Here is a 23,094-nt window from a genome sequence, read left to right on the forward strand (position 1 = left end):
ATAGCCGCACCTGCGGGGCCATACGGACGCATTAAGCTACCGGTTCTTCAACCGCGTTAACCGCCTCGCGTCCAATGCTATAATAAGTAAAGCCGTGCTCTCTCATGGTGTTTAGCTCATAAAGGTTGCGGCCGTCGAAAACGACTTTTTCTTTCAGGAGCTTACCCATTTTGGTGAAATCCGGGGTACGGAACTGCGGCCACTCTGTGAAGATCATCAGCGCATCGGCGTCATCGAGCGCTGCGTATGCCGTATGGCAATAGGTGATGTCGGGGATTTGTCTTTTTACATTCTCCATCGCCTCAGGATCGTAGGCTGTCACCTTCGCGCCTGCTGCGAGCAGCGCCTCGATGTTTTCGAGCGCCGGAGCTTCGCGGATATCGTCCGTGTAAGGCTTAAACGCAAGGCCCCAAACGGCGATTGTTTTACCCGCCAGGCTACCCTGGAAGTAATCTTCCACGATCGGTAATAATTTCTTCTTCTGGTCGGCATTCACCGCCATCACCGATTTCAAAGTGCGGAAATCGTAGCCATAATCTCTGGATGTCTTAGCAAGCGCCTGCACGTCCTTAGGGAAGCAACTGCCGCCATAACCGATACCAGCAAAGAGGAAGCGTTTTCCAATGCGACTGTCAGTTCCGATACCGCGACGGATGTCGTCCACGTTCGCGCCAACTCGTTCGCAAAGGTTTGCTATTTCGTTCATGAAAGTGATTTTCAATGCAAGGAACGAGTTCGCTGCATATTTGGTCATCTCGGCTGAGCGCTCATCCATGAAAATCACCGGGTTGCCCTGGCGCACCAATGGCGCGTACAATTGTTCCATCACTTTCTTCGCACGGTCCGAAGTCGTTCCTACCACTACGCGGTCGGGCTTCATGAAGTCTTCCACCGCGACTCCTTCACGAAGGAATTCCGGATTGGAAACTACGTCAAAATCCACAGTAGCATTTTGGGCAATCGCCGCACGGACTTTTTCGGCAGTCCCTACGGGAACAGTGCTTTTGTCGACGATCACCGCGTAGTCTTTCAGGATCGGACCGAGGTCGTTGGCCACACCGAGAATGTATTTAAGATCGGCAGAACCGTCCTCATCCGGCGGCGTAGGAAGCGCCAGAAAAATCACTTCCGCGCCTTCAATACCTTCCACGATACTGGTAGTGAATTTCAAACGGTCCTCAGCAATGTTACGATCGAACAATACATCCAGACCTGGTTCGTAGATGGGAATCTCTCCCTTTTGCATTCTGGCTACTTTGTTGACATCAATATCAACACAGGTAACCTGGTTTCCTGTTTCAGCAAAACAAGTTCCAGTAACTAGTCCAACATAGCCGGTTCCGATAACAGCGATTTTCATACGCAAAAAAATAACGTTGAGTAAATTGATTAGATTATAATTATTCCCTGATGTTGTTGATAAAACTTAACTGAATATCTACCAACAACGCTCTACTAAAATAATACTCTTTAAAGATATTCCAAATTACTTCTACCAAGTACTACGAAATGTCTAATGGATTCCCCGAGAAGGGATATTACCTATCATTTCCCGGGGATTTTGTGGGTTAGTTCATACCAACAAGCTTTTTCAGCCTGCTGCCTTTTTCGGATTTCTCTTCTTTGTAGTAACCATAGCCATAGCCACCGTAGCCGTAGCCATAGCCGTAGCCGATTCCATAGTTCACACCGTTGAAGATGATAGACAGGTTCTGGAAGCGGCGTGCTTTGTGCAGCTCACCAATGCGTTTCAGATGGTCGAGCAACGTGTAGTTGAAGCGAACGATATACAATGTAGCATCCACGTGCTCGGCGATCAGCGCAGAGTCGGTCACAAGACCGAACGGTGGTGAGTCGATCAGAATGTAGTCGTACTCCTTGCGAAGCTCGGCGAGCATAACCGGCAACCGTCCGTTACTCAAAAGCTCCGACGGGTTTGGCGGGATCGGGCCGCTGGTCAGAACGTGGAATTTAGGATGGACGTCGGTCTGCTGGATGTAATCCTCGTAGTTGCCTTGCCCGATGAGGCAGTTCGAAGCCCCTGTTTTGTTGGGCAGGGACAGACGTTCGTGCAAGGTAGGCTTGCGTAAATCAAGACCAATCAGCAACACTTTTTTATCCGAATATGCCAAACTCGCAGCCAGGTTCACACTCACGAAGCTTTTTCCTTCTCCACCGATCGACGAAGTAAACATCAGAATGCGGCAATTGCCATCTCCGAGGTATTGTAAATTGGTACGCAGCGCACGGAATTGCTCCGCAACGGCGGTGCGGCTGGTCATTTTAATGATATTATCATCTGCAGGCGCTCCCGCAGGAGTATTCATCTGCCCTACTTCACCGAGGATCGACGAATGCGTTACCTTTTCAATTTCCTCCCGGCGCTGAACTGTGTTATTCAGCATGAAAAGCAGATTGATTAGCAACACGGGAACCGCGATCCCTCCTACCAGTGAACCTAGCCAGATAAATGCACGCTTTGGTTTAATCGGCTGGAAGCTGGTTACCGGTGCGTCGATCAGGCGGCTATCCGAAACGGTAGCAGCATAACCCAGCGCGGTTTCCTCCCTTTTTTGTAACAGATAAAGATACAGTTCTTCTTTGATCGACTGCTGACGCTTAATGCCAACAAACTCACGCTCCTTTTTGGGGATCGCACGCAGACCTGCGGAGAAACGGTTGTTGATACCTTCGAGGTTACGCTTTGTTACAGCCATTCCCCGCTTCAAGTTTTGCACGTTCTCGCGGATCGACTGACGAGTACCCTCCAATTGCGTGTTGATCGTTTCCAGCAACGGGTTTTTCGTCGTTGTCGTACGTGCGTAACGCTCCCGCTGCAGTTCCAATTCGTTGAAACGGGTCAGCAAGGATACCAACACAGGGTCGTCAATCATATATGTGGCAGGCGCAACGGCACCTTCACCTGCATTCTGGATGTAGTTATCGACACTTTCGAGGATACTGAGTTTGGTGTTCACCTCGTTCAACTGCGCGTCGTTCTCTTTAATGTTTTCCAAAAAAAGTTTGGATTCCGAGCTAATGTCGGTAATACCTGCATTGGTTTTGTAAGATTCTACATTCTTCTCTACGTCCCCCAATTCCTCGGTAATGAGGCCCAGGCGATTTTCGATGAATTTCAGCGTGTTACTCGCTTCGGTATTTTTATCGTTCAGTGACGCTTGTACATATACATCCAGCAATTTGTTCAATACGTCTTTCGAGCGCTGAACGTCGGTATCCTCGTAAGTGAGTTCGAGAACCGTACTTTTGATATTCGGCTGCGTGATAGACAATCGGCCCAGGATCGCCTCAGCAAGAGCCTTCACGTCACTGAAATGCACTTTAATGTCGGTGTATTCCGAATCTTTACCTCTGTTGATTACAAATGCGCCCCAGGCGTTGTTGAAGCGCTGGCCTACCTGGAACACTTCATCCTCGTCATTGAACCGAAAATGCGTACTGTCCACCATATGGATCGTCAGCGGCTCTTCCAATCCCAACGGAGTTATCACCTCGGCCGTGAGCGTAATCGGGCTTCTTTTATACAAATTCACCGTCCGCAAGCCATCTTTCGAGGTATAGGAAACGTCCAGACCGAGCTCCTTAATCACCTGCTCCATAAGCGTCTGGGATTTCAGGATTTCCAACTCATTCTCCACCACCTTATTACCACCGAATTCCGAGCTCATTTCAGTCAGAATGTCGCCTTGCGAACCTCCGATGCTTTTCTCTTCCTTGATGAGAATGCTTGATTTGGTGCTATAAACCGGCTGTGTAATTTGCAGGTAGAAGAATGCGCCAGTAAGGGCCAGGACAATAAATATCGGGAAAAGGTACCAATATCTGAAATACCGATTTATGTATTCCATAAGGTTAAACTCTTCCTCCTCTTCCTCCAAAAAGGACGGTTGCACTCCATTCATTTTATCGATCATAACAGTTGAGTATAATAAGTGTCTACTGAAACTAATTCAGGCACTGAAATTCTATTTGGTGATATTAATGATCAGGATACCCAGCGTACCGATGGCGGCTACGATAGAGGTAATGATCGGCACGAGCTGTACATTCCGGTCCGTTGCATTGATCTTTGTTTTGATCGGCTCGACGTAAATAATGTCGTTTTTGTGAAGGTAATAATAGGGAGAGCTAAGAACATCCCGGCTGGTAAGGTCTATTCTTGCATATTCGCGTTTGCCGTTTTCTTCACGGATGATCATCACGTTCTCACGCTTTCCATAGATGGTGAGATCACCCGCAAGACTGAGCACCTCGGGCAATGTAATTTTCTCGTCCGGAATCACGTATATAGACGGGCGGGCCACCTCGCCCAGCACCGATACCTTAAAATTCAGGTTACGGACTATCACGCTCGGCTCTTTCAGGTAACTGGACAGGCGGGTGCGAATGGTGTCCGCAGCGTCGATCGTGCGCAGGCCGCCAATTTTCACCTTTCCCACCATTGGCATTTCGATGCTACCGTCCGCGTCAACCAGATACCCGAGAGGTTGTACACGCGCACCGCCACCCGTTGTTGAATAGTTGGTAGTCGCAGTTGTAAATGAGTTCGGAGTGTTAAATATCTCGTTAGCTTCGGCGTTCAAACTGCCCACCACGATCGAAAGAATGTCGTTGGGCTGGATAACCGGCGTATACTTCTGAGTAATTTCCTGTGCCGTGTAGCGAAGCGAGTCACCTTGAAAATATACAATTGACTTATTCGAGATACAAGAAGAAAAAGCGCTGATAAAAACGATTCCCAGCACTAGGGAGTGCAAAAAATAACGAACGGGTAATTTTTGTAATGTGTTCATGTATTGACGTTGAGTAAGAATGATTACGTAAATCAGAGCACGAATATAATTCATTGTTTTGTTATAAAAAACACCTTTTTAACGGGTTTATTTTAACTTACACCTAAAAACATTCGAACAACCTGCTTAAAAATACGGATAAACGCAGTAAAAAGACTCTCTATTTGGCTCAATAATATATTTGATGTCGTTGTAGAATTTCATTCCAGGTTTAATCCTACTCTTCCATCAGTTTCAGATTTTGGAATCTGTATTTTTTCAGCCAGCCCTTTTTGTCTGTCCTATTAATTAAATCCAAATGTGCTGGCTTGTGCGCATCGGTCCCTACATATGTAATCAGGCCGTTATTCAGCAGCCAATCCGCCATCTTGTGTACGTTCTCACCGTAGTAGTTTCCGAGCGACAGAATATTCACCTGCAACTCGCAACCCTGATCGCAAAGCTTCTTGAATATCGACGTATCCTGATAGAAATACGTATAGCGCTCGGGATGAGCCAGAACCGGGCGATAACCTTTTGCAACTATTTGGAACAACGTTTCGGAGGTGTTCATCAGCTTGGTCGAATAAGGAAGCTCGACCAGCAACCTGTTGCCTGGTAATGTAAGTAATTCACCGCCTGTGTTAAGCAATTCCACAAAGTGTTCGTCGATAAAATATTCAGCCGCGGCATTAATATCCATATCGATTCCCGCATTCAAGGCCGCCACTCGAACGTCATTGATGCCATCACGGATAATTTGTGGCGTATTGCGGTAACAATCCCACATAACATGAGGCGTCGCAAAAATCCGGCGATAACCGAGACTATACATTTTACGCAGCATTACCAGCGAGTCTTCTATGGTTTCAACACCATCGTCGATCCCCGGAATCAGGTGAGAGTGCAAATCCATTCCTATCAGGGAAAGGTCCGTTTCCTCTTTTTTCTTCTTATCGAATAACCAGTTGAGCATATGAAAATACGACCGCAGACGATCCGACAGAGGAATAAAACCAGTCGGTTTTGCGGACCGCAGTTTGTTACTTAGTACAAAGTTGGATAAAATTAAGACAAAACAATTGAAAGTTGTACATTTCTGTGCTCAAAACGGCAAATAATTTTGTCAAAGTTCAAAATTGGATTTTTTCCCTACATCCCTGTAATCAATTCTTAACAGAATGTTCACAAACGCTTTTCTTCGTATTGTAGATCTCCCACCCCGGTTTCGGCAAACTCCGGCCGTAAAAAAAGCCTGCCCGCCGGGCAGCACTTCTGGAACCGGTACAGCGTGACTGTCGGGACGAATACCAGGTAAATTCCAGCCAATCGCTTCAAAAACCCATTCCATTCTCAAAATTCCTACTTAACTCGCTGGATTACCCTTCATAATATTCCTGCTTTGGCTGGGCATTATGACCTTATACAGTCTACTGTACAAGGAAATCGACTGTCACAAATTATGTTACCTTTGGTGAAAATATGCTACAAAGTATCATTGTGAATGTAGTAGCAATACACCGCAGGTTGTGGTATTAAACCGCAATTGGCTTTTCCGTTTCACCTGCGACAGGTTGGTACAATTTTTGGATAACCGGCAATCCCGGCCCGAATCCAAACCGGATTCACAACGAACATCAACCGTTCAGAATCCGCCCCAACCAAATAGAACAAAAAAAAGTAGTAATAGTTATATAATAAGAATTTTACTGCCCAGTAGCGTCTATTCGACTATTTTCAAAATTTATACGAGCTACGTATTGAAATATTTAAAGATTAGTCGTAGACTTGTGCAACGGGACAAAGGAAGTTGCCGCGGAACCGCCCACAATGCGTCGAAGCCAACTTTTACCGAACATCATACTCAACGTTATAATTATGAAAAATCACTATCCTGGGCTTCTGCCTAAGGTGCACCTTTGGGTGGATGTAGCCTTATTGAACGTATCGTTCTTCTTTGCGTATGTCTTCCGGTTTGACAACAGCGTAACCACGGTATTCGAAAATCAGTACATAAACCTGCTACTGATGGCGAACTTGATGTGGATATTCACTATTTACCTGTTCAAGACCTACCGCTTCACCAGGCTATCCTATCATTTCAACACGCAGATCGGTAACTTCCTGAAAGCGGTGATTGTCCACGCAGCGGTAATGATGGCGTTCCTTTATCTTACCAAACAGGGAGAGGAATATTCCCGAACGCAATTCCTGCTTACTTACGGGCTGTTCGTTGTGCTTTCGGTTACTTCTCGCGCCGCGTCCGTATTGTTTTTAAAAGTATACCGCCAGGCCGGGTACAACTACAATCGATACGGCATCGTAGGTAAAGGCGACCTGGCTGCGCTGATCCGGGAATTTTACGCCGAACGCAAAGAACTAGGCTACCGTTTTTCCGGATCAATCGACCCAGCTTCTGAGAAAAGCCCGATAGAATCGCTTGAAACAATGGTCAGAGAAAAGCGTCTCGACTATCTGTATTGCTGCCTTTCGGAAATGAATGATGAGCAGGTGAAGGAGGTCATCCGTCTGGGCGAACGCCATCGGACGCATATCCGCCTGGTACCCGACTTCCGTGGCTTTATGACCAATATGGCTACGATCGAGTACCACGACATGTACCCCATTATCCAGATCAACACCAAGCCGTTTTCAAGTCTGAACGAGCAGACTGTAAAACGTGCATTCGACTTGATATTCTCCATCATTGTGATGATTCTTGGCGCACCGGTATTCTTCCTGGTATGGGCGGCGATCAAGATTACTTCGCCGGGACCCGTGTTCTTCAAACAGCAGCGGTCGGGCCGCTGGGGCGAGCCGTTCTATATCTACAAGTTCCGCAGTATGCGCGTGGACGCCGATAAAATGGGCTTACAGCACTCCAAAGGCGACGACGATCCGCGTATTACGCCGATAGGCCGTATACTGAGGAAGTCACGCCTCGACGAGTTGCCGCAGTTCATCAATGTATTGAAAGGTGAAATGTCGGTTGTGGGCCCGCGCCCATTGTACAAATATGACGTGGACATGCTTATGGAAGCTGCTCCCCACGATTTTCAGCGCCTTTTGACGGTTAAACCCGGCATTACTTCCATCGGCCAGATCAACGTAGGTTATGCCGATACAGTTGCCAAGAATGTTGAGCGTCTCAAATATGATCTTCAATATCTGAAATCTTACAGTGTTTTCGACGACGTCCAACTGATTTTCAGAACCGTTCAGGTAATGGTCCTAGGGCGCGGTCAGTAGCATTTCTATGACAGTATCCATATTTTAATGTAACACAAAGGGCGCCAATGGCGCCTTTTGTGTTTGTACACTGTCGATTTTCCCGGGGCACGCTTTTTTATATGTAGAATAAATTCTATTTTTGAGTAACAAAAAGTGTTATACGCATTTAGAATTTATAAAGGAGAGATGAGAAGGGTTTTACGTATTTTAGCATTCGTATCCGTGCTCCTGACAGGGATGGACAGCCTGCACGCGCAAAGACGGAGGATATTTACCGACCGCATGGCCTTCGGGAAGGTTACTTATCCCAGCACTGCCGTTGTCACCGCCAATATGGTCGACGGCTATGTGAAAGTTGCCGGCAGCAATCGCTTTATTTTTCCAACCAGCGACAATTCGGTGTATCGCCCATTTGCGGCGAGCGCAGACGGAACAACAGGGGCCTATTTCTCGGCTAATCCGGCCGTAGCCATTACATCAAGTCACAAGGGAGGCAACTACCCACCGCTTCCCACAGGTGCCCCGTTTTCGGCCACGAGTAAAGACGCTAACATCGGCAAAGTCTCGCCCCAGGAATATTGGGATATTAACGGCACAACTGCTACGAAAATCACGCTATCATGGCACCTGGAAAGCGGTATGTCCTCACTTGCACCGGGTGGGAATCTTAGCAAGGTTTACATCATTGGCTGGAATGGATCCAGATGGGTAAAAATCCCATCCACAGTCGACCCGATATCGTTATTTGGCGGCGCCAGCTACATTAGCGTAGGATCGATGACGACCAACGCTGCAATCGTGCCGAACACTTATCTGGCTTATACATTCGGGGCCGATCTTTCCTCGACCCGCGAAATGGCGCCAGGCGCCGACAGCCTGTTGGTCGCAGCAAACGGAACCGAAATACTGAAACCAGGGAGCAGTTCGGCGGATGAAGCAAACGCCGCGGTGTATCCCAACCCGGCGCGTGACAGGATTTTTGTTCGCAATGGCCGGCGCATAAAACAGGTGTCGGTTGTCGACATGCGCGGCCGGAGCATTATATCAGTTAACCGGAACTACGAGAAAGGCATCAATGTAAACGACCTGCCAGCAGGTGTTTACCTGGTGAGTATCGAAGACGATAAAGGCAAAATCACTTCCCGCAAAATAATAATTAATAAATAATACCTGCTTCCCTGAGGCATTCTTTAAATTTGCAAACAACGTATTTCAATAAATACTCAATGAGAATACTCGTATTAGGTGCCTCAGGCCAGTTGGGAAGCTGCCTTAAAAAAAACTCAGCGGAACGTAACATTACCGACATCTCCTTCCCTTCGGAAGAGAACGCCAACATCCTCGACAAAGAACAGCTCGATAAACTTTTTACGGCTGAGAAACCGCAGTTCGTTATCAACTGTGCTGCCTATACGGCTGTCGATAAAGCCGAGGACGACGTGGATACCTGTCGGAAAGTCAATCGCGACGGCGCTGCGTATATTGCCGAGGTATGTAAAAAACATCAGGCAACACTGATCCACATTTCAACCGACTTCGTTTTCAAAGGTGACACTCCCAAATTACTCTCCGAAACCGACCCTGCCGAGCCTGAAAATATCTACGGACTGACCAAGCTGGAGGGCGAGGCAGCGATCACCGAGATTTTGCCCGAGCATTTTACCATCCGTACGAGCTGGCTCTATTCTGAATTCGGCAACAACTTTGTTAAAACCATGCTGCGCCTTGGTCGCGAGCGCGAGCAATTGGGCGTGATCGTCGACCAGGTGGGCTCTCCTACTTACGCGATCGATCTGGCCAATGTGATTTTGGATATTACCGAATCCGGTAGCACATCCTATGGTATTTACCATTATAGCAACGAAGGCGTTACTTCGTGGTATGATTTCGCCAAAGCGGTATTCGACCTGAGCGAAACGACTGTGAAGCTCAATCCGGTTAAAACCTCGGAATATGTCACGCGCGCAGTCCGCCCCGCTTATTCGGTGATGGATAAGTCCAAGATCAAAAACACTTTCGGCATCGGAATTCCTTACTGGCGCGACAGTCTGGGCGTCTGTATAGATCGCCTGGTAAATGAAACGGTAAGCTAGTTGCCTTACCTGCTCACCGTAAATTCATAACTGCCCGAGCCCGCCTCGACAACCACGCAGCTATCTTCTTTTCGAAGGCCTTTTACCGTCGTGGAGGCAGATAGCTGCTGTCCATTTACAAGCACCTTCGCATCCGCGCCCGCGGGTATATATATACGCGCGAACGTGTTCACGGGCACGGTCACTTTCACTGTCAGTATACCGCCTTTCTTGCTCCATTCAGAAATAATGGTACCGCTAATCGTGCGCAGTGAGGCTTTTAGGTGATTGATCCCATCGCTACCCATACCGTCTGGGGCAATTTCTGGCCGGATGTCAAACGTCTCGAAACCAGGTTTGGTCATCACGATGCCCGCCGCATTACCAAACATCCATTCGCACACAGCCCCAAACGCGTAGTGGCTGAACGAGTTCATGGCTGCATTGTACTTAAAGCCATCCTCTTTGGTGAAGCTGTCCCACCGCTCCCAGATCGTGGTAGAGCCGTTTTCAACCTCAAATCCCCAGGATGGGAATTCTTTGCTCAAAAATAGTTTGTAAGCAAGGTCCGAGCGGCCCGTGGCCGAAAGCGCCGGAAGCAGCGGCTTTGCACCCAGAAAACCGGTAGCTAGCTTATCGCCGTTCTCTTTCAGCAATTCGGCCAGGTACGCCCCTGCTTTGACGCGGTCCGAGGGATCGATAATATCCATGTAAATGGCATTGGCATAGGCTGTCTGGGTGTGTCCGGTAAAACCCAGGGAACCGTCCACATAACCGGCTCCATTGCCATAAGCTTTATCATTACATTTGAAACGCCCCTGCTGATCGACATAATGCTCGCGGATCGCCTCCCGTACTTTCCTACCCGTTTCGCTAAACCGCTGTTGATCCTTTGCATTGCCGATCGCCGCTGCCATTTCAGCCATCAGATCGGCGCAGTAGGCATAGTAAAAAGAGGCGAGCATGTCCGGCGGGGTTTTCTTGCCAAATGAAAGCCAGTCCCCGAAGCCTCCTTTCGGATCGATGTCGGTAAATGCATTCTCTTTGAAGAGGTAGGACCCTTTGCTTCTGGTATCAAGAAAATCCATGAACCGCACCATATCAGCCCAGCCGTTATGGATCATGCGGGTATCGTCGTAAGTCTTGTAAATCTGGTACGGACAGATAATGCCGGCCTCCATCCATCCCGGCGAAAAAGTATCAGTTTTGCGAAGGTTCGGTCGCGGTGCGTAAAGCGGATAAGCACCGTTTTCGTATTGACCGTCGTTCAGATCGACCACCCATTTGGTGAAAAACGAAGCCACGTCCCGGTTGAATGTCGCCGATTTCACATACACCTGCGCATCGCCCGTCCAGCCTATCCGCTCATCGCGCTGTGGGCAGTCGGTGGGAATATCTATATAATTGGCACGTTGCGTCCAGTCGATATTGCTGTAAAGCTGGTTAACCATCGCATTATCAGTTTCAAATGTTCCGACCTTTGGCGTGTCCGAGCCAATGGCTAGTCCCGTTAACGTCTCGTCTGTCGGCGCATTTCTCAACCCGGCTACCTCCACGTACTGAAACCCATGAAATGTAAACTTGGGCTCCCAGGTCTCGCCAGCCGGGTCGCCTTTTAATATATAGGTATCAGTAGCGCGGGCCATTCGCAGGTTTTCGGTCATTAGCCGGCCATCAGGATAAAGCTTTTCACCAAAACGCAGACGGATCGTGTCGCCAGCATGACCCTTTACATGCAGCCTGACAATGCCCGCGTAGTTCTGCCCCATATCAAAAATGTAGGTACCATTGCCGCGGTCATTCCGGCTTACCGCCTTTAACGTCTGGGTAACTCTCACCGGCGGACCGGGATATACCTGTATTTTCCGCTCCGCTTTATCGGGAAAAATCTGTGGGTTCTTCCAACGGCTGTCGTCAAAACCCGCCATATCCCATCCGGTTTGCTCCAAACGTGCGTCATAGGTTTCCCCATTGAGCAAATCCGATTCCAGCAGCGCACCCGGGCTTGCTTTCCAGGTCTGGTCGGTGAAGAAGGTTTCTGTCTTCCCATCCTGGTACTCTACTTCCAATTGCGCCTTCAGTAATGGCACTTTCCCGTAAAATGCGCGCACCACCGGGTTTTGAACTAATAATGAATAGCCCAGATAACCCGCGTACCAGCCATAAGACAGCTGCGAGGCCAATGCATTTTTACCGGCTTTCAAATCGGCCGTCACATCGTAGGTCTGGTAATAAACCCGCTTGTCATAATCCGTCCAGCCGGGCGTCAGAAATGCGTCGCCGGTCTTTTTACCATTAATACTAAACTCATACAGGCCCAATGCGGTAACATATAGCCGTGCTTTCCTAACCCCGACGCGGATCGTTACTTCCTTGCGCAGATAGGGAGCAGGAGGCAGATGGTATACTTTACCCTTACCCAAATGGTCCAGGTCCAGGCCAATCCATGCTGCTTTCCATTCCGATTTATCCAGCAGCCCCATCTCCCATTGCGAGGGCCTGCTCCATTCTCCCGACGTACCATTTTTGTCCCAGCTCCGCACCTTCCAGTAGCAAACCACGCGTGAGGCGAGCGGCTTTCCCGCATATTCGATCTGAGAAGTTTGGCGACCGGCTACTTTCCCGGAATTCCACAAATCGGCGTTGTTCTCTGTGAGCTTTTCAACAGAAGAGGCAACCAGAATCTGGTAGGCAGTTTGTACCTGATTGTTTTCATCTGCCGACAGCTCCCAGCTCAAGCGCGGGCGAAGGACATCCGTTACTGGTGATTCTTTGTATTCACAGCGAAGGTAAGCTGGCACTAATCCCTTTGCGCTTGCCGTAAGGATAGTTAATACCAGCATAACCGAGAGCATATTTCTTTTCATAAAAAAGCGAATTAAATCTTAACGCAACACTTTCACCCCCTTGGGCGCATCGATTTTAGATTTGACCGTACCATCCGCCTGCTTCTCGTGGCGGATCTTGACCACTCCCATCGGTGTCGGATAGGTACCTTCCACCCATTGCAAATCGCCCAGGTTTGGCTGAATGCGGATCGTCTTGCAGCCGGGCTCGACAATGCTCACTCCCAGCACATGCTCGGAAAGCCAGGAAGTAGGCCCCGAAGCCCAGCCATGGCAAAGGCTATGGCGGAGCTTTTTATAGCAATAAGCGCCAAAATCCCCATGAATGTCATCTTTTCCGTCCGGGACCAGCTCGTCGATTGGCGCGGCATTTTTGGTCCAGGCCAGATCGAAATCCTCCCAAAAAGTGGTGGCGCCCATATCGAGCATGCCACCCCAGTAATTGCGGATGCAGTTCAATGCACCGGTGTAGTCCTTCGCTTTGGCTTTGGCCTGCAACATGTAATAGCCATAGAACGTCGAAAAACGCTCGCAATCGCCTACGGCAATTACGTCGGCATTGGCTTTTTCGGCAGGTATGAGCCCTGCCAGGGCCATCAATGCCGCTGCCTGTTTGGAGCCGTTGGCATCAGGGACATACATTTTCATCTGGGTGGCCATTGTTTTGCAGCGGATCGCTTGCGCGGGCTCGTCCAGGATCTGGCAAAGCTCTGCACCGGCCTCCAGCGTCATGATCATCATCGCGTGCAGGCCGGCGTGAATGCCCTTCGGGTTTTCGCTCGATGGCCAGTCCAGAAAACGGGTACCGTCCAGGTCTTCCTTATTGTCTTTGGTTTTCTCCATGAGCTGGTCCAGCAGCGCGACAAGATATTTTTGCTGCTTGCGCAGATACAGTAAATCGCCCTGATTTTTATATAAGTCCCGGTGAATGAGCACCCACCACATCGAATAGGCGCTAATCCCGTTCATCCAGCCTGGCAGTGGCGTGATGTCGCGGGCCTGATCCAGGCTTTTGGCTACGACCTCATTTTTACCAAAAACTGTGTTGATCGTCATCACCTCCGGGTGCATATCCCCTACCCACACCAAACGGTCGCGCTTGATACCGTCCCAAAGGTATTCCTGCATATTCAAATGCACCGTGTAAGCGCCTGTATTCCAGATCGTGTTCAAGCGCTCGTCGTTACTTTTGAAGGAGCCCAGGTAGGGAATATCGCGGTATTCGAAAATAGCGCGTACTTCTTTCAGTTGCAGCTCGCGATCCGGGTCCACCAGGTCGATGCGGGCGAAGCGGAAACCGGAATTTCCTACCTGCATGACGCCCAGCCAGGGCACCTGAATGACGAAATCGCGCATAGCGTGGTCGTTGGTTGCCCCCTGAATGGTGTCGATATCGGACATCGCCTCACTGACCGATTCACCCAGACGAATGCGGATTCGGATCGGATTATGGTCCGCCGGCTGGTCGGTCACGATCTGGATGCCACCCTGTATCTCTTTTCCGAAATCAAACAATATCCCCGGCGTCTGGCCTTCCTTGCTGATTAGCTTGGTGAAACTGGTGTGAACCAGATCCGCCTGGCCGGTGCCTTTCCTGAGCAGATTGGAAGCGTCCACCACACTGGCGCCACTGCGGTCAGACATCCACACAATGCGTTTGGGGGATAGATACTGCCTGATTCTCGAATCCTTCTCTGCATCATAACTGTTGTCGAAAATGGGAGGCAATCCCCCACTGGATGGTCCGGAACCGGAAAGCTCCTGCGCAAATGCTTTGCCGGCAAAGACGCATAGAAAAAATGAAAGGAAGGCCAGGTAATTTTTCACAAGTAGGTAGTTTTGGCGTTTAGGATTGTAATATTGCGGGAAAATAAATAATTATAAACTAGTCAACTAGCCTGTTCTGTCCTGTCCGGCCCAATGACGGATATAGCTACCGTTAACGCTTCGTTAACATTTTTACATGCTAAAAGTATGTCAAAACCGTTCTACTTTTGCCTGTGGTACAATACCCGGCCGTTTCCAGTACTAAACCTTCGACCCGAACGATGATCATAAAAGAAAATAGCTCGCAGGACCGCGACGGGCTGCCCCCATTTGTCAATAGCTGGAAACAGCTGTACATTCTGCTGATCGGCATGCTCGCATTGCAAATTGTCCTCTTCTATTTATTTATGACCCATTTTCAATGAGCACACTCGACTGGATTGTTCTTTCGCTTACCCTCTTATTTGTTGTACTTTACGGGATCTACCGCAGCCGTGAGAAGCACACGATGGATTCGTTCCTGCTCGCCGGCCAGTCCATGCCCTGGTACCATGTGACATTGTCGCTGATGGCCACCCAGGCCAGCGCCATCACCTTCCTTTCCGCTCCCGGCCAGGCCTATACCGACGGTATGCGCTTTGTACAGTTCTACTTCGGGCTGCCTTTGGCAATGGTGGTACTTTGCGTGACATTCGTGCCCAAATTTGGCAAGCTTAAAATATTCACCGCCTACGAATTCCTCGAAGGCCGTTTTGACCTGCGTACGCGTGCGCTCACCGCATTTTTGTTCCTGCTGCAGCGCGGTTTATCCACGGGCCTTTCCATTTATGCCCCCTCGCTGATCCTTTCGGCCATTCTGGGTTGGGATATTACCTGGACCAACATTATTTCAGGCGGCGTAGTGATCCTGTATACCACGCTGGGAGGTTCGCGGGCCGTTTCACATACGCATTTGCAGCAAATGGGCATTATCACCATCGGCATGGTCGTGGCCGGTGTGATGGTGGTAAAGTTCCTACCCGAGCAGGTTTCGTTTACCGACGCGCTGCATGTCGCTGGCAAGATGGGAAAGGTCAATCTGATTGATTTTACATTCGATTTAAACAACCGGTACAATGTGTGGTCGGGACTGATCGGCGGCTTTTTCTTGCAGCTCTCCTATTTTGGCACCGACCAGTCGCAGGTCGGCCGCTTTCTGACCGGCAGCTCACAAGGCCAAAGCAAGCTCGGGTTGGCGATGAACGGCCTTCTTAAAATCCCAATGCAGTTTCTGATCCTTTTGGTAGGTGTGCTCGTGTTTGCGTTTTACCAGTTCACCACGCCACCGCTTTTTTTCAACCAGACGGCTGTCGATCATGTCAAATCCAGCCCCTATGCGACCGAATATGCAGCCCTTGAAAAGCAGCATGAACAAATCCAGGCCATAAAACGTCCGCAGGTCATGGCGCTTACCGAAGCTATCCGCAAGGACGATCAGCAAGCGATTGCAGCCTCCCGCAGTGTCCTGGCGGATCTGGAAGGCAAGGTCAAGGATGTGCGCAAAGAGGCGGCGGCAGTGCTCTCCAAAGCCAACGGCGGTGATACCAACGATGTGAACTACATTTTCCTCCGCTTTGTGATCGACTACCTTCCTGCGGGTATGGTTGGCTTGCTCATTGCGGTGATACTGCTGGCCTCGATGGGCTCGGTGGCTGCGGCCTATAACTCGCTGGCTTCCTGCACAATCGTTGACATTTACAAAAGGATCGTGCGGAAAGACGAGAATGGCCGTAATTACGTGGCCGCCTCCCGCTGGGCGACTTTTTTCTGGGGCGTATTCTGTATTGCGGTCGCCCAATATGCTTCGCGGCTGGGCAGTATGATCGAGGCAGTAAATATCCTGGGTTCATTGTTTTACGGGACGATTCTGGGCATATTCCTGGTCGCATTCTATTTCAAAAGGATCGGCAGCCGGGCGGTTTTCTTTGGCAGCATTATAGGGGAAATATTCGTGATCGTCAGTTATATGATCGACCTGACGGCCTTTCTCTGGCTGAATTTAATTGGCTGCGTACTGGTGATCATCTTCGCAGGGTTGATCGAGAAGATCTGGCCGCAGCATGAAACACGCATCGAAGAAAAGCCTAATGCGTAATTTTTACGCACAGCGAAAGCCTTTGAAATGTCCTAATACGGCACAATTCTCTTTTAAAATTACACATTTTAAAGAATTCATGGTGCCCTACCTATTTTTTTCAAAGAGATAGGAAACTATTCCCTCATTTTAATCCTTAATAAGTACAATCAGACAACGGGGAAGCTTATACGCAGCCCACTAATGTCACCGATTGTTTACAAAAACGTTCTCTAAACCTGCTGGCCATGCTATTGCCAATCCATCCTTTCTTTTCGGGGGTCAAAATCCTGTTCCTAGCCACAGATAGCTGGTCCTTTCACGATTTTTTCCAATTATCAAACCTGTTCATCACCAGACAGAAACACTTAATTTCTATCCAAAATTCTAATTGATCACCTACATGAAGCATTGGTCTAAGCCACAAAAAACGACGCGTTTGGCGCTTAGCTCGGCATTCCTCTTATTGAATTTGCTCAGTACCGCCCTGGCTCAGGGCATCCAGGAAAGTAACCGGGAAGCGCCGGTCCTGGAACAGGCAACTTTACAGGAAGTGGTTGCGTACGCTATCAAAAACCAGCCAGCGATCCAGCAATCGCTAATCGACGAGCAGATTACCGCCAATCAGGTCCGTGCCAAACTGGCCGACTGGTACCCGCAGATCGGCTTTAATTACAATTTGCAGCACAACTTTATTGTTCAAACGAGCATTATCGCAGGTAACCCGGTGAAACTGGGGGTTAACAACGTTTCGGCTACACAGTTCACGCTTTCCCAACAGATCTTCAACCGCGATGTGCTACTGGCCAAGCGTACCCGCGGCGATGTACTCTTCGCAGCTAGCCAGAATACGGTCAACAACAAAACCGACCTGGCCGTGAGTGTTTCCAAGGCATTCTATGATGTGCTGGCCACGACCCAGCAGATCCGCGTGGCCGAAGAAGACATCGTGCGCCTCGAACGCAGCCTGAAAGATGCCCAGAATCAGTACAAGTCCGGCGTTACCGACAAGATTGACTATAAACGGGCTACCATTTCGCTCAACAACACCCGTGCCAATAAGAAAAGCAACGAGGAAGTGTTGAAAGCAAAACTGGAATACCTGAAAACGCTGATGGGTTATCCGCTTAACAAGGCATTGCAAATCAGTTATGACACTTTGCAAATGGAGCGTGAAATTGCCCTGGATACTTTGCAGAATGTGGATCTGAACAGCCGGATCGAGTACCAGATCCTGGCAACGCAGAAAAAGTTGGCCGAAGCGAATTTGCAGTACAACAAATGGAGCTATTTGCCCAATTTATCGCTGAACGGAGCCTATAACCTGAACTTTCAGAACAACCATTTTTCGGACCTTTATAACAAGAATTATCCCAACTCGTTCGGCTTGCTGACTCTTTCGCTGCCTATTTACCAGGGCGGTAAAAGGAAAGCGAATACCAAACAGGCCGAATGGCAGCTCAAACGCCTGGACTGGGATCTGAAAGGCCTGCAAAACAATGTAAACTCTGAATACGCCAGCGCTTTGGCCAATTACAAAGGCAATTTGACTAACCTGCTGGCTCAGAAAGAAAATGTTGAGCTCGCGCGTGAGGTGTATGATGTGATCCAGCTGCAATACAAATCAGGTATTAAAACTTACCTGGAAGTAGTTACCTCCGAAACCGACCTTCGTCTGGCCCGCATCAATTACTACAATGCATTGTATTTGGTACTGGCCAGCAAGATCGACGTTCAGAAAGCACTCGGACAGATCAACATTCAATAACAGGTGCGGCCCGGCCCGACCTACGCGGCCCGACCCGTCATCAATCCATTTAACACCAGCTTCCATTAGAAAATACTTTAATGATATGTATTTAAATACAACAAAATATTACCCCGCTGCCCTGCTTGCATTGACGATCTTCTCATGCGGCAAAAAAGACCAGCAACAGGCGCCTACCGCTCCTCCGGCCGTACAGGTAACCCTGGCAGAAGTAGCTTCCTCAGAGGCTTCCTACTATGACGAGTACCCCGGAACGGTTGTGCCACTGAACGAAGTCGAGCTGCGCCCGCAGGTTACCGGCTTTGTAACCGGCATTCATTTCACGGACGGAGCGCGCGTGCGCAAAGGCCAGCTGCTTTATACGATCGACGCCCAGCTTTATGACGCCAACTACGATCAGGCGGTAGCTAACCTGAATGTACAGGAAGCTAATCTGGCCCGCGCTCAGAAAGATGCCGACCGCTACCATGAGCTCGAAAAGAACGACGCGGTAGCCAAACAGCTCGTCGATAACGCGGATGCAGCGCTCGAAGTAGCAAAACGACAGGTAGATGCTGCCAAGGCAAGCATTAAAGCCAGCCAGACCAGCGTGCGTTACACGAAAGTGGTCGCGCCATTCGACGGCGTCATCGGTATTTCGCAAGTGAAAGTCGGCGCGCCGGTTTCAGCGGGCCAAACCATTCTGAACACGGTTTCGACCGACAATCAGCTTGCCGTCGATTTCAACGTGGACCAGAAAGAGATTTACCGATTCACTTCCTTGATGAAGTCTCAAAAGGCGAACGATTCGACATTCTCGATCAAATTCGGAACCGACATCTATCCCGCACACGGTAAGATCGCGCTGCTCGACCGCGCCGTGGATCCGCAGACCGGTAGCATCAAGACCCGTCTTGTTTTCCCCAACAAGGACAATCAGCTCCGGGCAGGCATGAGCGGCACTGTGATGGTACTCAACAATGCAGGATCCAAATCCGTCGTGATTCCTTACAAAGCCGTTACAGAGCAATTGGGAGAGTTCTTTGTATACGTCGCTGGCGACAGCAGCAAGGTTACCCAGCGCAAAGTGGTGCTTGGTACTGCTATCGGCAAGAATATCATCGTCAAAGACGGGCTTAAAGAAGGCGAGAAAATCGCGGTGGAAGGTGTGCAGAACCTTCGCGAAGGAGCAGTTATACAGGAAGGTGCGCCAGCGCAGGCTCAGGGTACCGCTCCCAAGAAATAAGCAGCCGGTCCGTTTTACTATTTCATAAACCAGTACGAAATGATTGCAGATGTTTTTATAAAAAGGCCGGTCACCGCGATAGTATCCTCGGTGGTGATAGTCCTGGTCGGGCTCATTGCCCTGACCACCCTGCCGGTAGCCCAATATCCCGACGTTACCCCTCCTACCGTGACAGTTAGCGGTAACTTTACAGGGGCCGACGCCCAGACCGTCGAGCAGACAACGACTACCCCTATTGAAACGCAGATCAACGGTGTGCCCGGCATGACCTACATGTCCAGTAACAGTACCAGCAGCGGCCAAAGCAGCATTAACGTCACATTTGACGTGGGCACTGACGTCAATATCGCCGCCCTTGACGTGCAAAACCGTGTCAGCGTGGCCGAACCAACCCTTCCCGATGCGGTGAAACGCCTTGGCTTGACGGTGCGTAAACGCCAGCCTAGTATCATGATCGCCCTCGCATTGTACTCGCCCAACGGCACGCACGATGCGCAGTTCATTGGTAACTACGCTAACATCTACCTCAAGGACGCGCTGCAACGCGTGAAAGGTGTGGGTGATATTGTGTCCCGTGCGGACGACTTCGGGATGCGTATCTGGCTCAATCCGGAGAAACTAGCCAACCTGAGAATGACTCCATCCGACATTTCGGCGGCATTGGCAGAACAAAACTTGCAGATCGCGGCAGGTACGGTGGGCGGTACTCCGCAACCCGGCGCGCAGGCATTCGAATACAGCGTGCTGACCAACAGCCGCCTGAATACCAAGGAACAGTTTGAAAACATCATCGTGCGCTCGGCGCCCGAACAGGGTAGTGTCGTATACCTGCGCGATGTGGCGCGCGTAGAGCTGGGCAAGTTCGATTACGGGGTGAATGCATTCGTAAGCGGCAAGCCTGCGGCGTTCGTACTCATCTACCAGGCGCCGGGTGCCAACGCGCTCGATACCTACGAGGGTGTGATGAAGGCTTTGACCGAAATGAAAAAAACCTTTCCCAAAGACATCGACTATGTGATCCCTGTCGAAACAGCGTCAGTCGTGAAGGTCTCTATCGAGGAAGTGCTTCACACCTTTGGCGAGGCGATGATCCTGGTGGTACTTGTCGTGTTTTTGTTCCTCCAAAACTGGCGGGCGACTTTGATCCCGATCCTAGCGATCCCGGTTTCATTGATCGGTACATTTATATTCTTCATTCCTTTCGGATTTACGATCAACACGCTCACGCTCTTCGCGTTCGTACTCGCGATCGGTATTGTGGTGGATGACGCGATTGTGGTGGTGGAAGCTGTGCAGCATTATATCGATGAAAAGAAAATGTCGCCCCGCGCCGCTACCGAACAGGCTATGAAGGATATTTCCGGCCCGGTAATCGCGATTGCCTTGATCCTTGCGGCTGTATTCGTGCCGGTAGGCTTCGTTCCGGGTATCGTAGGACGGCTTTATCAGCAATTTGCGATCACGATCGCAGTATCTGTACTGCTTTCGGCTTTTGTAGCGCTTTCGCTCACGCCGGCACTCTGCTCGATCATGCTGCGGCCTTCCAAAGGCGCCGATGAGAGCAAGAACGCGCTCGAAAAATTCTTCGACCGTTTCAACCGCTGGTTTGACAAAGTATCGCACTCTTACACAAGAGGCGTTTCCAAATGGATCAAAGCCACGCCGCTGGTGCTGGTGATGATGGTCTGTTTGTTTGTAGGCTTGTTCTTTCTTTTCAAAAACAAACCTTCGGGCTTTATTCCGGTAGAAGATGAAGGCCGCCTTTTTGTAACCTATGAAATGCAGGAAGCGACTTCGACAACCCGCAACGTGGCGATGATCAAAGACATTATGTCGCGCGTCTCCTCGATTCCGGAAGTGAAAGTAGTGGGTGGTCTTGCCGGATTGAACGTGATCAGCTTCTCGAACAAATCCAACGTGGGTACCATGTTCGTGAGCCTGCACCCGTGGGCCGACCGTAAAGGCGCAGAGCACCACGTACAGGCGGTGATCAAGGAAATCCAGAAGCGCACGGCCGATATCAAGGAAGCGCGCGTGCTTGCCATCGCCCCGCCTGCGATCCCGGGTCTGGGTGCGACTTCCGGTTTCACTTTCCAGCTGCAACAGTCTACCAGTACCGACAATATCCAGCAATTTGAAGCAGTAGCCCGCGAGTTTTTGGGAAGAGTTAATAAACGTCCTGAAATAGCGATGGCTTATACCTTCTTCAATGCAAGGACGCCAAGCTATCAGATCGATGTTGACCGGGATAAAACCAAGAAACTAGGTGTGCAGGTGAATGATGTGTTCAACTCGTTGTCGACACTTTTGGGTAGTTCCTACGTCAACGACTTCAACCTCTACGGCCGTAACTTCCGTGTAATGGTACAGGCCGACAGCAGTTTCCGTTCCTCGCTGGACAAAATCCAGAAGTTCTACGTGCGCAACAGGGCCGGCAATATGGTACCGCTCAGCGCGCTGGTCACTTCCCGCGTCGTAGAAAACCCTGCATTGATTTCGCACTACAATATCTACCGTTCTGTGGAGATCAATGGTACGCCTAAACCTGGTTTCAGTAGCGGTCAGGCGATCACCGCATTGCGTGAAGAGGCCGCCAAACTTCCTGCCGGTTACAGTTACGAATTTTCAGGTATGAGTAGTGAAGAGATTAAAGCCGGAGACAGCACAGTGACCATCTTCGCGATCTCGATTGTCTTTGTGTTTCTGTTCCTTGCTGCGCTTTACGAAAGCTGGTCGATTCCGTTCTCGGTACTTTTCGCCGTACCGATCGGCGCATTCGGCTCGATTTTAACGCTGACCTTCCTGCCGAATTTGTCCAACAACATTTACGCGCAGATCGGTCTGATCACCTTGATTGGTTTGGCGGCCAAGAACGCGATCCTGATCGTTGAATTCGCCAAAGAGCGGGTTGATAACGGAATGGAGCTCGTAAAAGCAACACTCGAAGCGGTGCAGCTGCGTTTGCGGCCGATCATTATGACCTCGCTCGCGTTTATTCTAGGGGTACTTCCGCTCGCGTTTGCAAGCGGGGCCGCTGCCGAATCACGGAAAACCATCGGCTGGACGGTATTCGGTGGTATGCTTGCCGCCACCTCCCTGGCGATTTTCGTGGTCCCTGTATTGTTTGTAGCCATCGAAAAGCTCGCAACTGGCAAAAAAGGCAATCAGCCAGTTAAGCCGGGCAATATCGCCGACGCTCCAGCACATTAACAGTATATTGTTTTTATTTCGAAAAGCGGATCATAGGTCTTACTATGGTCCGCTTTTTATATTTTGGCA

Annotated in this window: 14 protein-coding genes; 8 read left to right on the top strand and 6 right to left on the bottom strand. The window is 49.7% G+C overall.

Annotation, left to right across the window (positions count from 1 at the left end):
- Positions 1 to 31 precede the first annotated feature (31 nt).
- The 4 genes from AC2YIT_RS14775 to AC2YIT_RS14790 form a co-directional block, all read right to left on the bottom strand.
- Positions 32 to 1,360, bottom strand: a complete 1,329-nt coding sequence (locus tag AC2YIT_RS14775) for a UDP-glucose dehydrogenase family protein (RefSeq protein WP_487279667.1) — start codon at positions 1,358 to 1,360, stop codon at positions 32 to 34.
- A 208-nt stretch (positions 1,361 to 1,568) separates the two neighbouring features.
- Positions 1,569 to 3,935, bottom strand: coding sequence for a GumC family protein (locus AC2YIT_RS14780; protein ID WP_487279668.1), 2,367 nt, complete (start codon positions 3,933 to 3,935; stop codon positions 1,569 to 1,571).
- 51 nt (positions 3,936 to 3,986) lie between these two features.
- Positions 3,987 to 4,814, bottom strand: coding sequence for a polysaccharide biosynthesis/export family protein (locus AC2YIT_RS14785; RefSeq protein WP_430845623.1), 828 nt, complete (start codon positions 4,812 to 4,814; stop codon positions 3,987 to 3,989).
- A 217-nt stretch (positions 4,815 to 5,031) separates the two neighbouring features.
- Positions 5,032 to 5,769: a tyrosine-protein phosphatase gene (locus AC2YIT_RS14790; RefSeq protein ID WP_430845622.1), complete on the bottom strand. Its 738-nt coding sequence runs from the start codon at positions 5,767 to 5,769 to the stop codon at positions 5,032 to 5,034.
- Positions 5,770 to 6,671: 902 nt separating this feature from the next.
- On the opposite strand from AC2YIT_RS14790, the gene AC2YIT_RS14795 reads away from it, so the two are divergent.
- The 3 genes from AC2YIT_RS14795 (at position 6,672) to rfbD (ending at position 10,117) form a co-directional block, all read left to right on the top strand.
- Positions 6,672 to 8,042, top strand: a complete 1,371-nt coding sequence (locus AC2YIT_RS14795) for a sugar transferase (protein ID WP_430845621.1) — start codon at positions 6,672 to 6,674, stop codon at positions 8,040 to 8,042.
- Between the two features lie 168 nt (positions 8,043 to 8,210).
- The gene (locus AC2YIT_RS14800; protein WP_487279669.1) at positions 8,211 to 9,191 is read left to right on the top strand and encodes a T9SS type A sorting domain-containing protein; all 981 of its coding nucleotides are present in this window, start codon (positions 8,211 to 8,213) and stop codon (positions 9,189 to 9,191) included.
- A gap of 59 nt (positions 9,192 to 9,250) precedes the next feature.
- Complete coding sequence (gene rfbD / locus AC2YIT_RS14805; protein ID WP_487279670.1) at positions 9,251 to 10,117, top strand: dTDP-4-dehydrorhamnose reductase; 867 nt, start codon at positions 9,251 to 9,253, stop codon at positions 10,115 to 10,117.
- A 5-nt stretch (positions 10,118 to 10,122) separates the two neighbouring features.
- Here rfbD and AC2YIT_RS14810 read toward each other — a convergent pair whose 3' ends face one another.
- Positions 10,123 to 12,963 carry a family 78 glycoside hydrolase catalytic domain gene (locus tag AC2YIT_RS14810; protein ID WP_487279671.1) on the bottom strand — a complete coding sequence of 947 codons (2,841 nt, stop codon included), beginning with the start codon at positions 12,961 to 12,963 and terminating at the stop codon, positions 10,123 to 10,125.
- 18 nt (positions 12,964 to 12,981) lie between these two features.
- Positions 12,982 to 14,769, bottom strand: coding sequence for an alpha-L-rhamnosidase-related protein (locus AC2YIT_RS14815; protein ID WP_487279672.1), 1,788 nt, complete (start codon positions 14,767 to 14,769; stop codon positions 12,982 to 12,984).
- A 221-nt stretch (positions 14,770 to 14,990) separates the two neighbouring features.
- On the opposite strand from AC2YIT_RS14815, the gene AC2YIT_RS14820 reads away from it, so the two are divergent.
- From AC2YIT_RS14820 to AC2YIT_RS14840, 5 genes are all read left to right on the top strand, one after another.
- Positions 14,991 to 15,134 (top strand): hypothetical protein, encoded by a 144-nt coding sequence (locus tag AC2YIT_RS14820; protein ID WP_170118858.1) that lies wholly within the window; start codon positions 14,991 to 14,993, stop codon positions 15,132 to 15,134.
- Positions 15,131 to 16,843 (top strand): sodium:solute symporter family protein, encoded by a 1,713-nt coding sequence (locus AC2YIT_RS14825; RefSeq protein WP_487279673.1) that lies wholly within the window; start codon positions 15,131 to 15,133, stop codon positions 16,841 to 16,843. Before AC2YIT_RS14820 ends, AC2YIT_RS14825 begins: the two co-directional genes overlap by 4 nt.
- A 382-nt stretch (positions 16,844 to 17,225) precedes the next feature.
- On the top strand, positions 17,226 to 18,590 hold the full coding sequence (locus tag AC2YIT_RS14830) for a TolC family protein (RefSeq protein ID WP_487279674.1): 1,365 nt from the start codon (positions 17,226 to 17,228) through the stop codon (positions 18,588 to 18,590).
- A gap of 85 nt (positions 18,591 to 18,675) precedes the next feature.
- Positions 18,676 to 19,815 carry an efflux RND transporter periplasmic adaptor subunit gene (locus AC2YIT_RS14835; protein WP_430845614.1) on the top strand — a complete coding sequence of 380 codons (1,140 nt, stop codon included), beginning with the start codon at positions 18,676 to 18,678 and terminating at the stop codon, positions 19,813 to 19,815.
- 39 nt (positions 19,816 to 19,854) lie between these two features.
- Positions 19,855 to 23,025, top strand: coding sequence for an efflux RND transporter permease subunit (locus AC2YIT_RS14840; RefSeq protein ID WP_430845613.1), 3,171 nt, complete (start codon positions 19,855 to 19,857; stop codon positions 23,023 to 23,025).
- The last annotated feature ends 69 nt before the right edge of the window (positions 23,026 to 23,094 follow it).

This window comes from Dyadobacter sp. SRI_021, assembly GCF_057586235.1.

Bases quoted from the DNA above. Each gene is read 5' to 3' on its own strand.
- AC2YIT_RS14775 (WP_487279667.1), bottom strand. From the start codon at position 1,360: ATGAAAATCGCTGTTATCGGAACCGGCTATGTTGGACTAGTTACTGGA.
- AC2YIT_RS14780 (WP_487279668.1), bottom strand. From the start codon at position 3,935: ATGATCGATAAAATGAATGGAGTGCAACCGTCCTTTTTGGAGGAAGAG.
- AC2YIT_RS14785 (WP_430845623.1), bottom strand. From the start codon at position 4,814: ATGAACACATTACAAAAATTACCCGTTCGTTATTTTTTGCACTCCCTA.
- AC2YIT_RS14790 (WP_430845622.1), bottom strand. From the start codon at position 5,769: ATGCTCAACTGGTTATTCGATAAGAAGAAAAAAGAGGAAACGGACCTT.
- AC2YIT_RS14795 (WP_430845621.1), top strand. From the start codon at position 6,672: ATGAAAAATCACTATCCTGGGCTTCTGCCTAAGGTGCACCTTTGGGTG.
- AC2YIT_RS14800 (WP_487279669.1), top strand. From the start codon at position 8,211: ATGAGAAGGGTTTTACGTATTTTAGCATTCGTATCCGTGCTCCTGACA.
- rfbD (WP_487279670.1), top strand. From the start codon at position 9,251: ATGAGAATACTCGTATTAGGTGCCTCAGGCCAGTTGGGAAGCTGCCTT.
- AC2YIT_RS14810 (WP_487279671.1), bottom strand. From the start codon at position 12,963: ATGAAAAGAAATATGCTCTCGGTTATGCTGGTATTAACTATCCTTACG.
- AC2YIT_RS14820 (WP_170118858.1), top strand. From the start codon at position 14,991: ATGATCATAAAAGAAAATAGCTCGCAGGACCGCGACGGGCTGCCCCCA.
- AC2YIT_RS14825 (WP_487279673.1), top strand. From the start codon at position 15,131: ATGAGCACACTCGACTGGATTGTTCTTTCGCTTACCCTCTTATTTGTT.
- AC2YIT_RS14830 (WP_487279674.1), top strand. From the start codon at position 17,226: ATGAAGCATTGGTCTAAGCCACAAAAAACGACGCGTTTGGCGCTTAGC.
- AC2YIT_RS14835 (WP_430845614.1), top strand. From the start codon at position 18,676: ATGTATTTAAATACAACAAAATATTACCCCGCTGCCCTGCTTGCATTG.
- AC2YIT_RS14840 (WP_430845613.1), top strand. From the start codon at position 19,855: ATGATTGCAGATGTTTTTATAAAAAGGCCGGTCACCGCGATAGTATCC.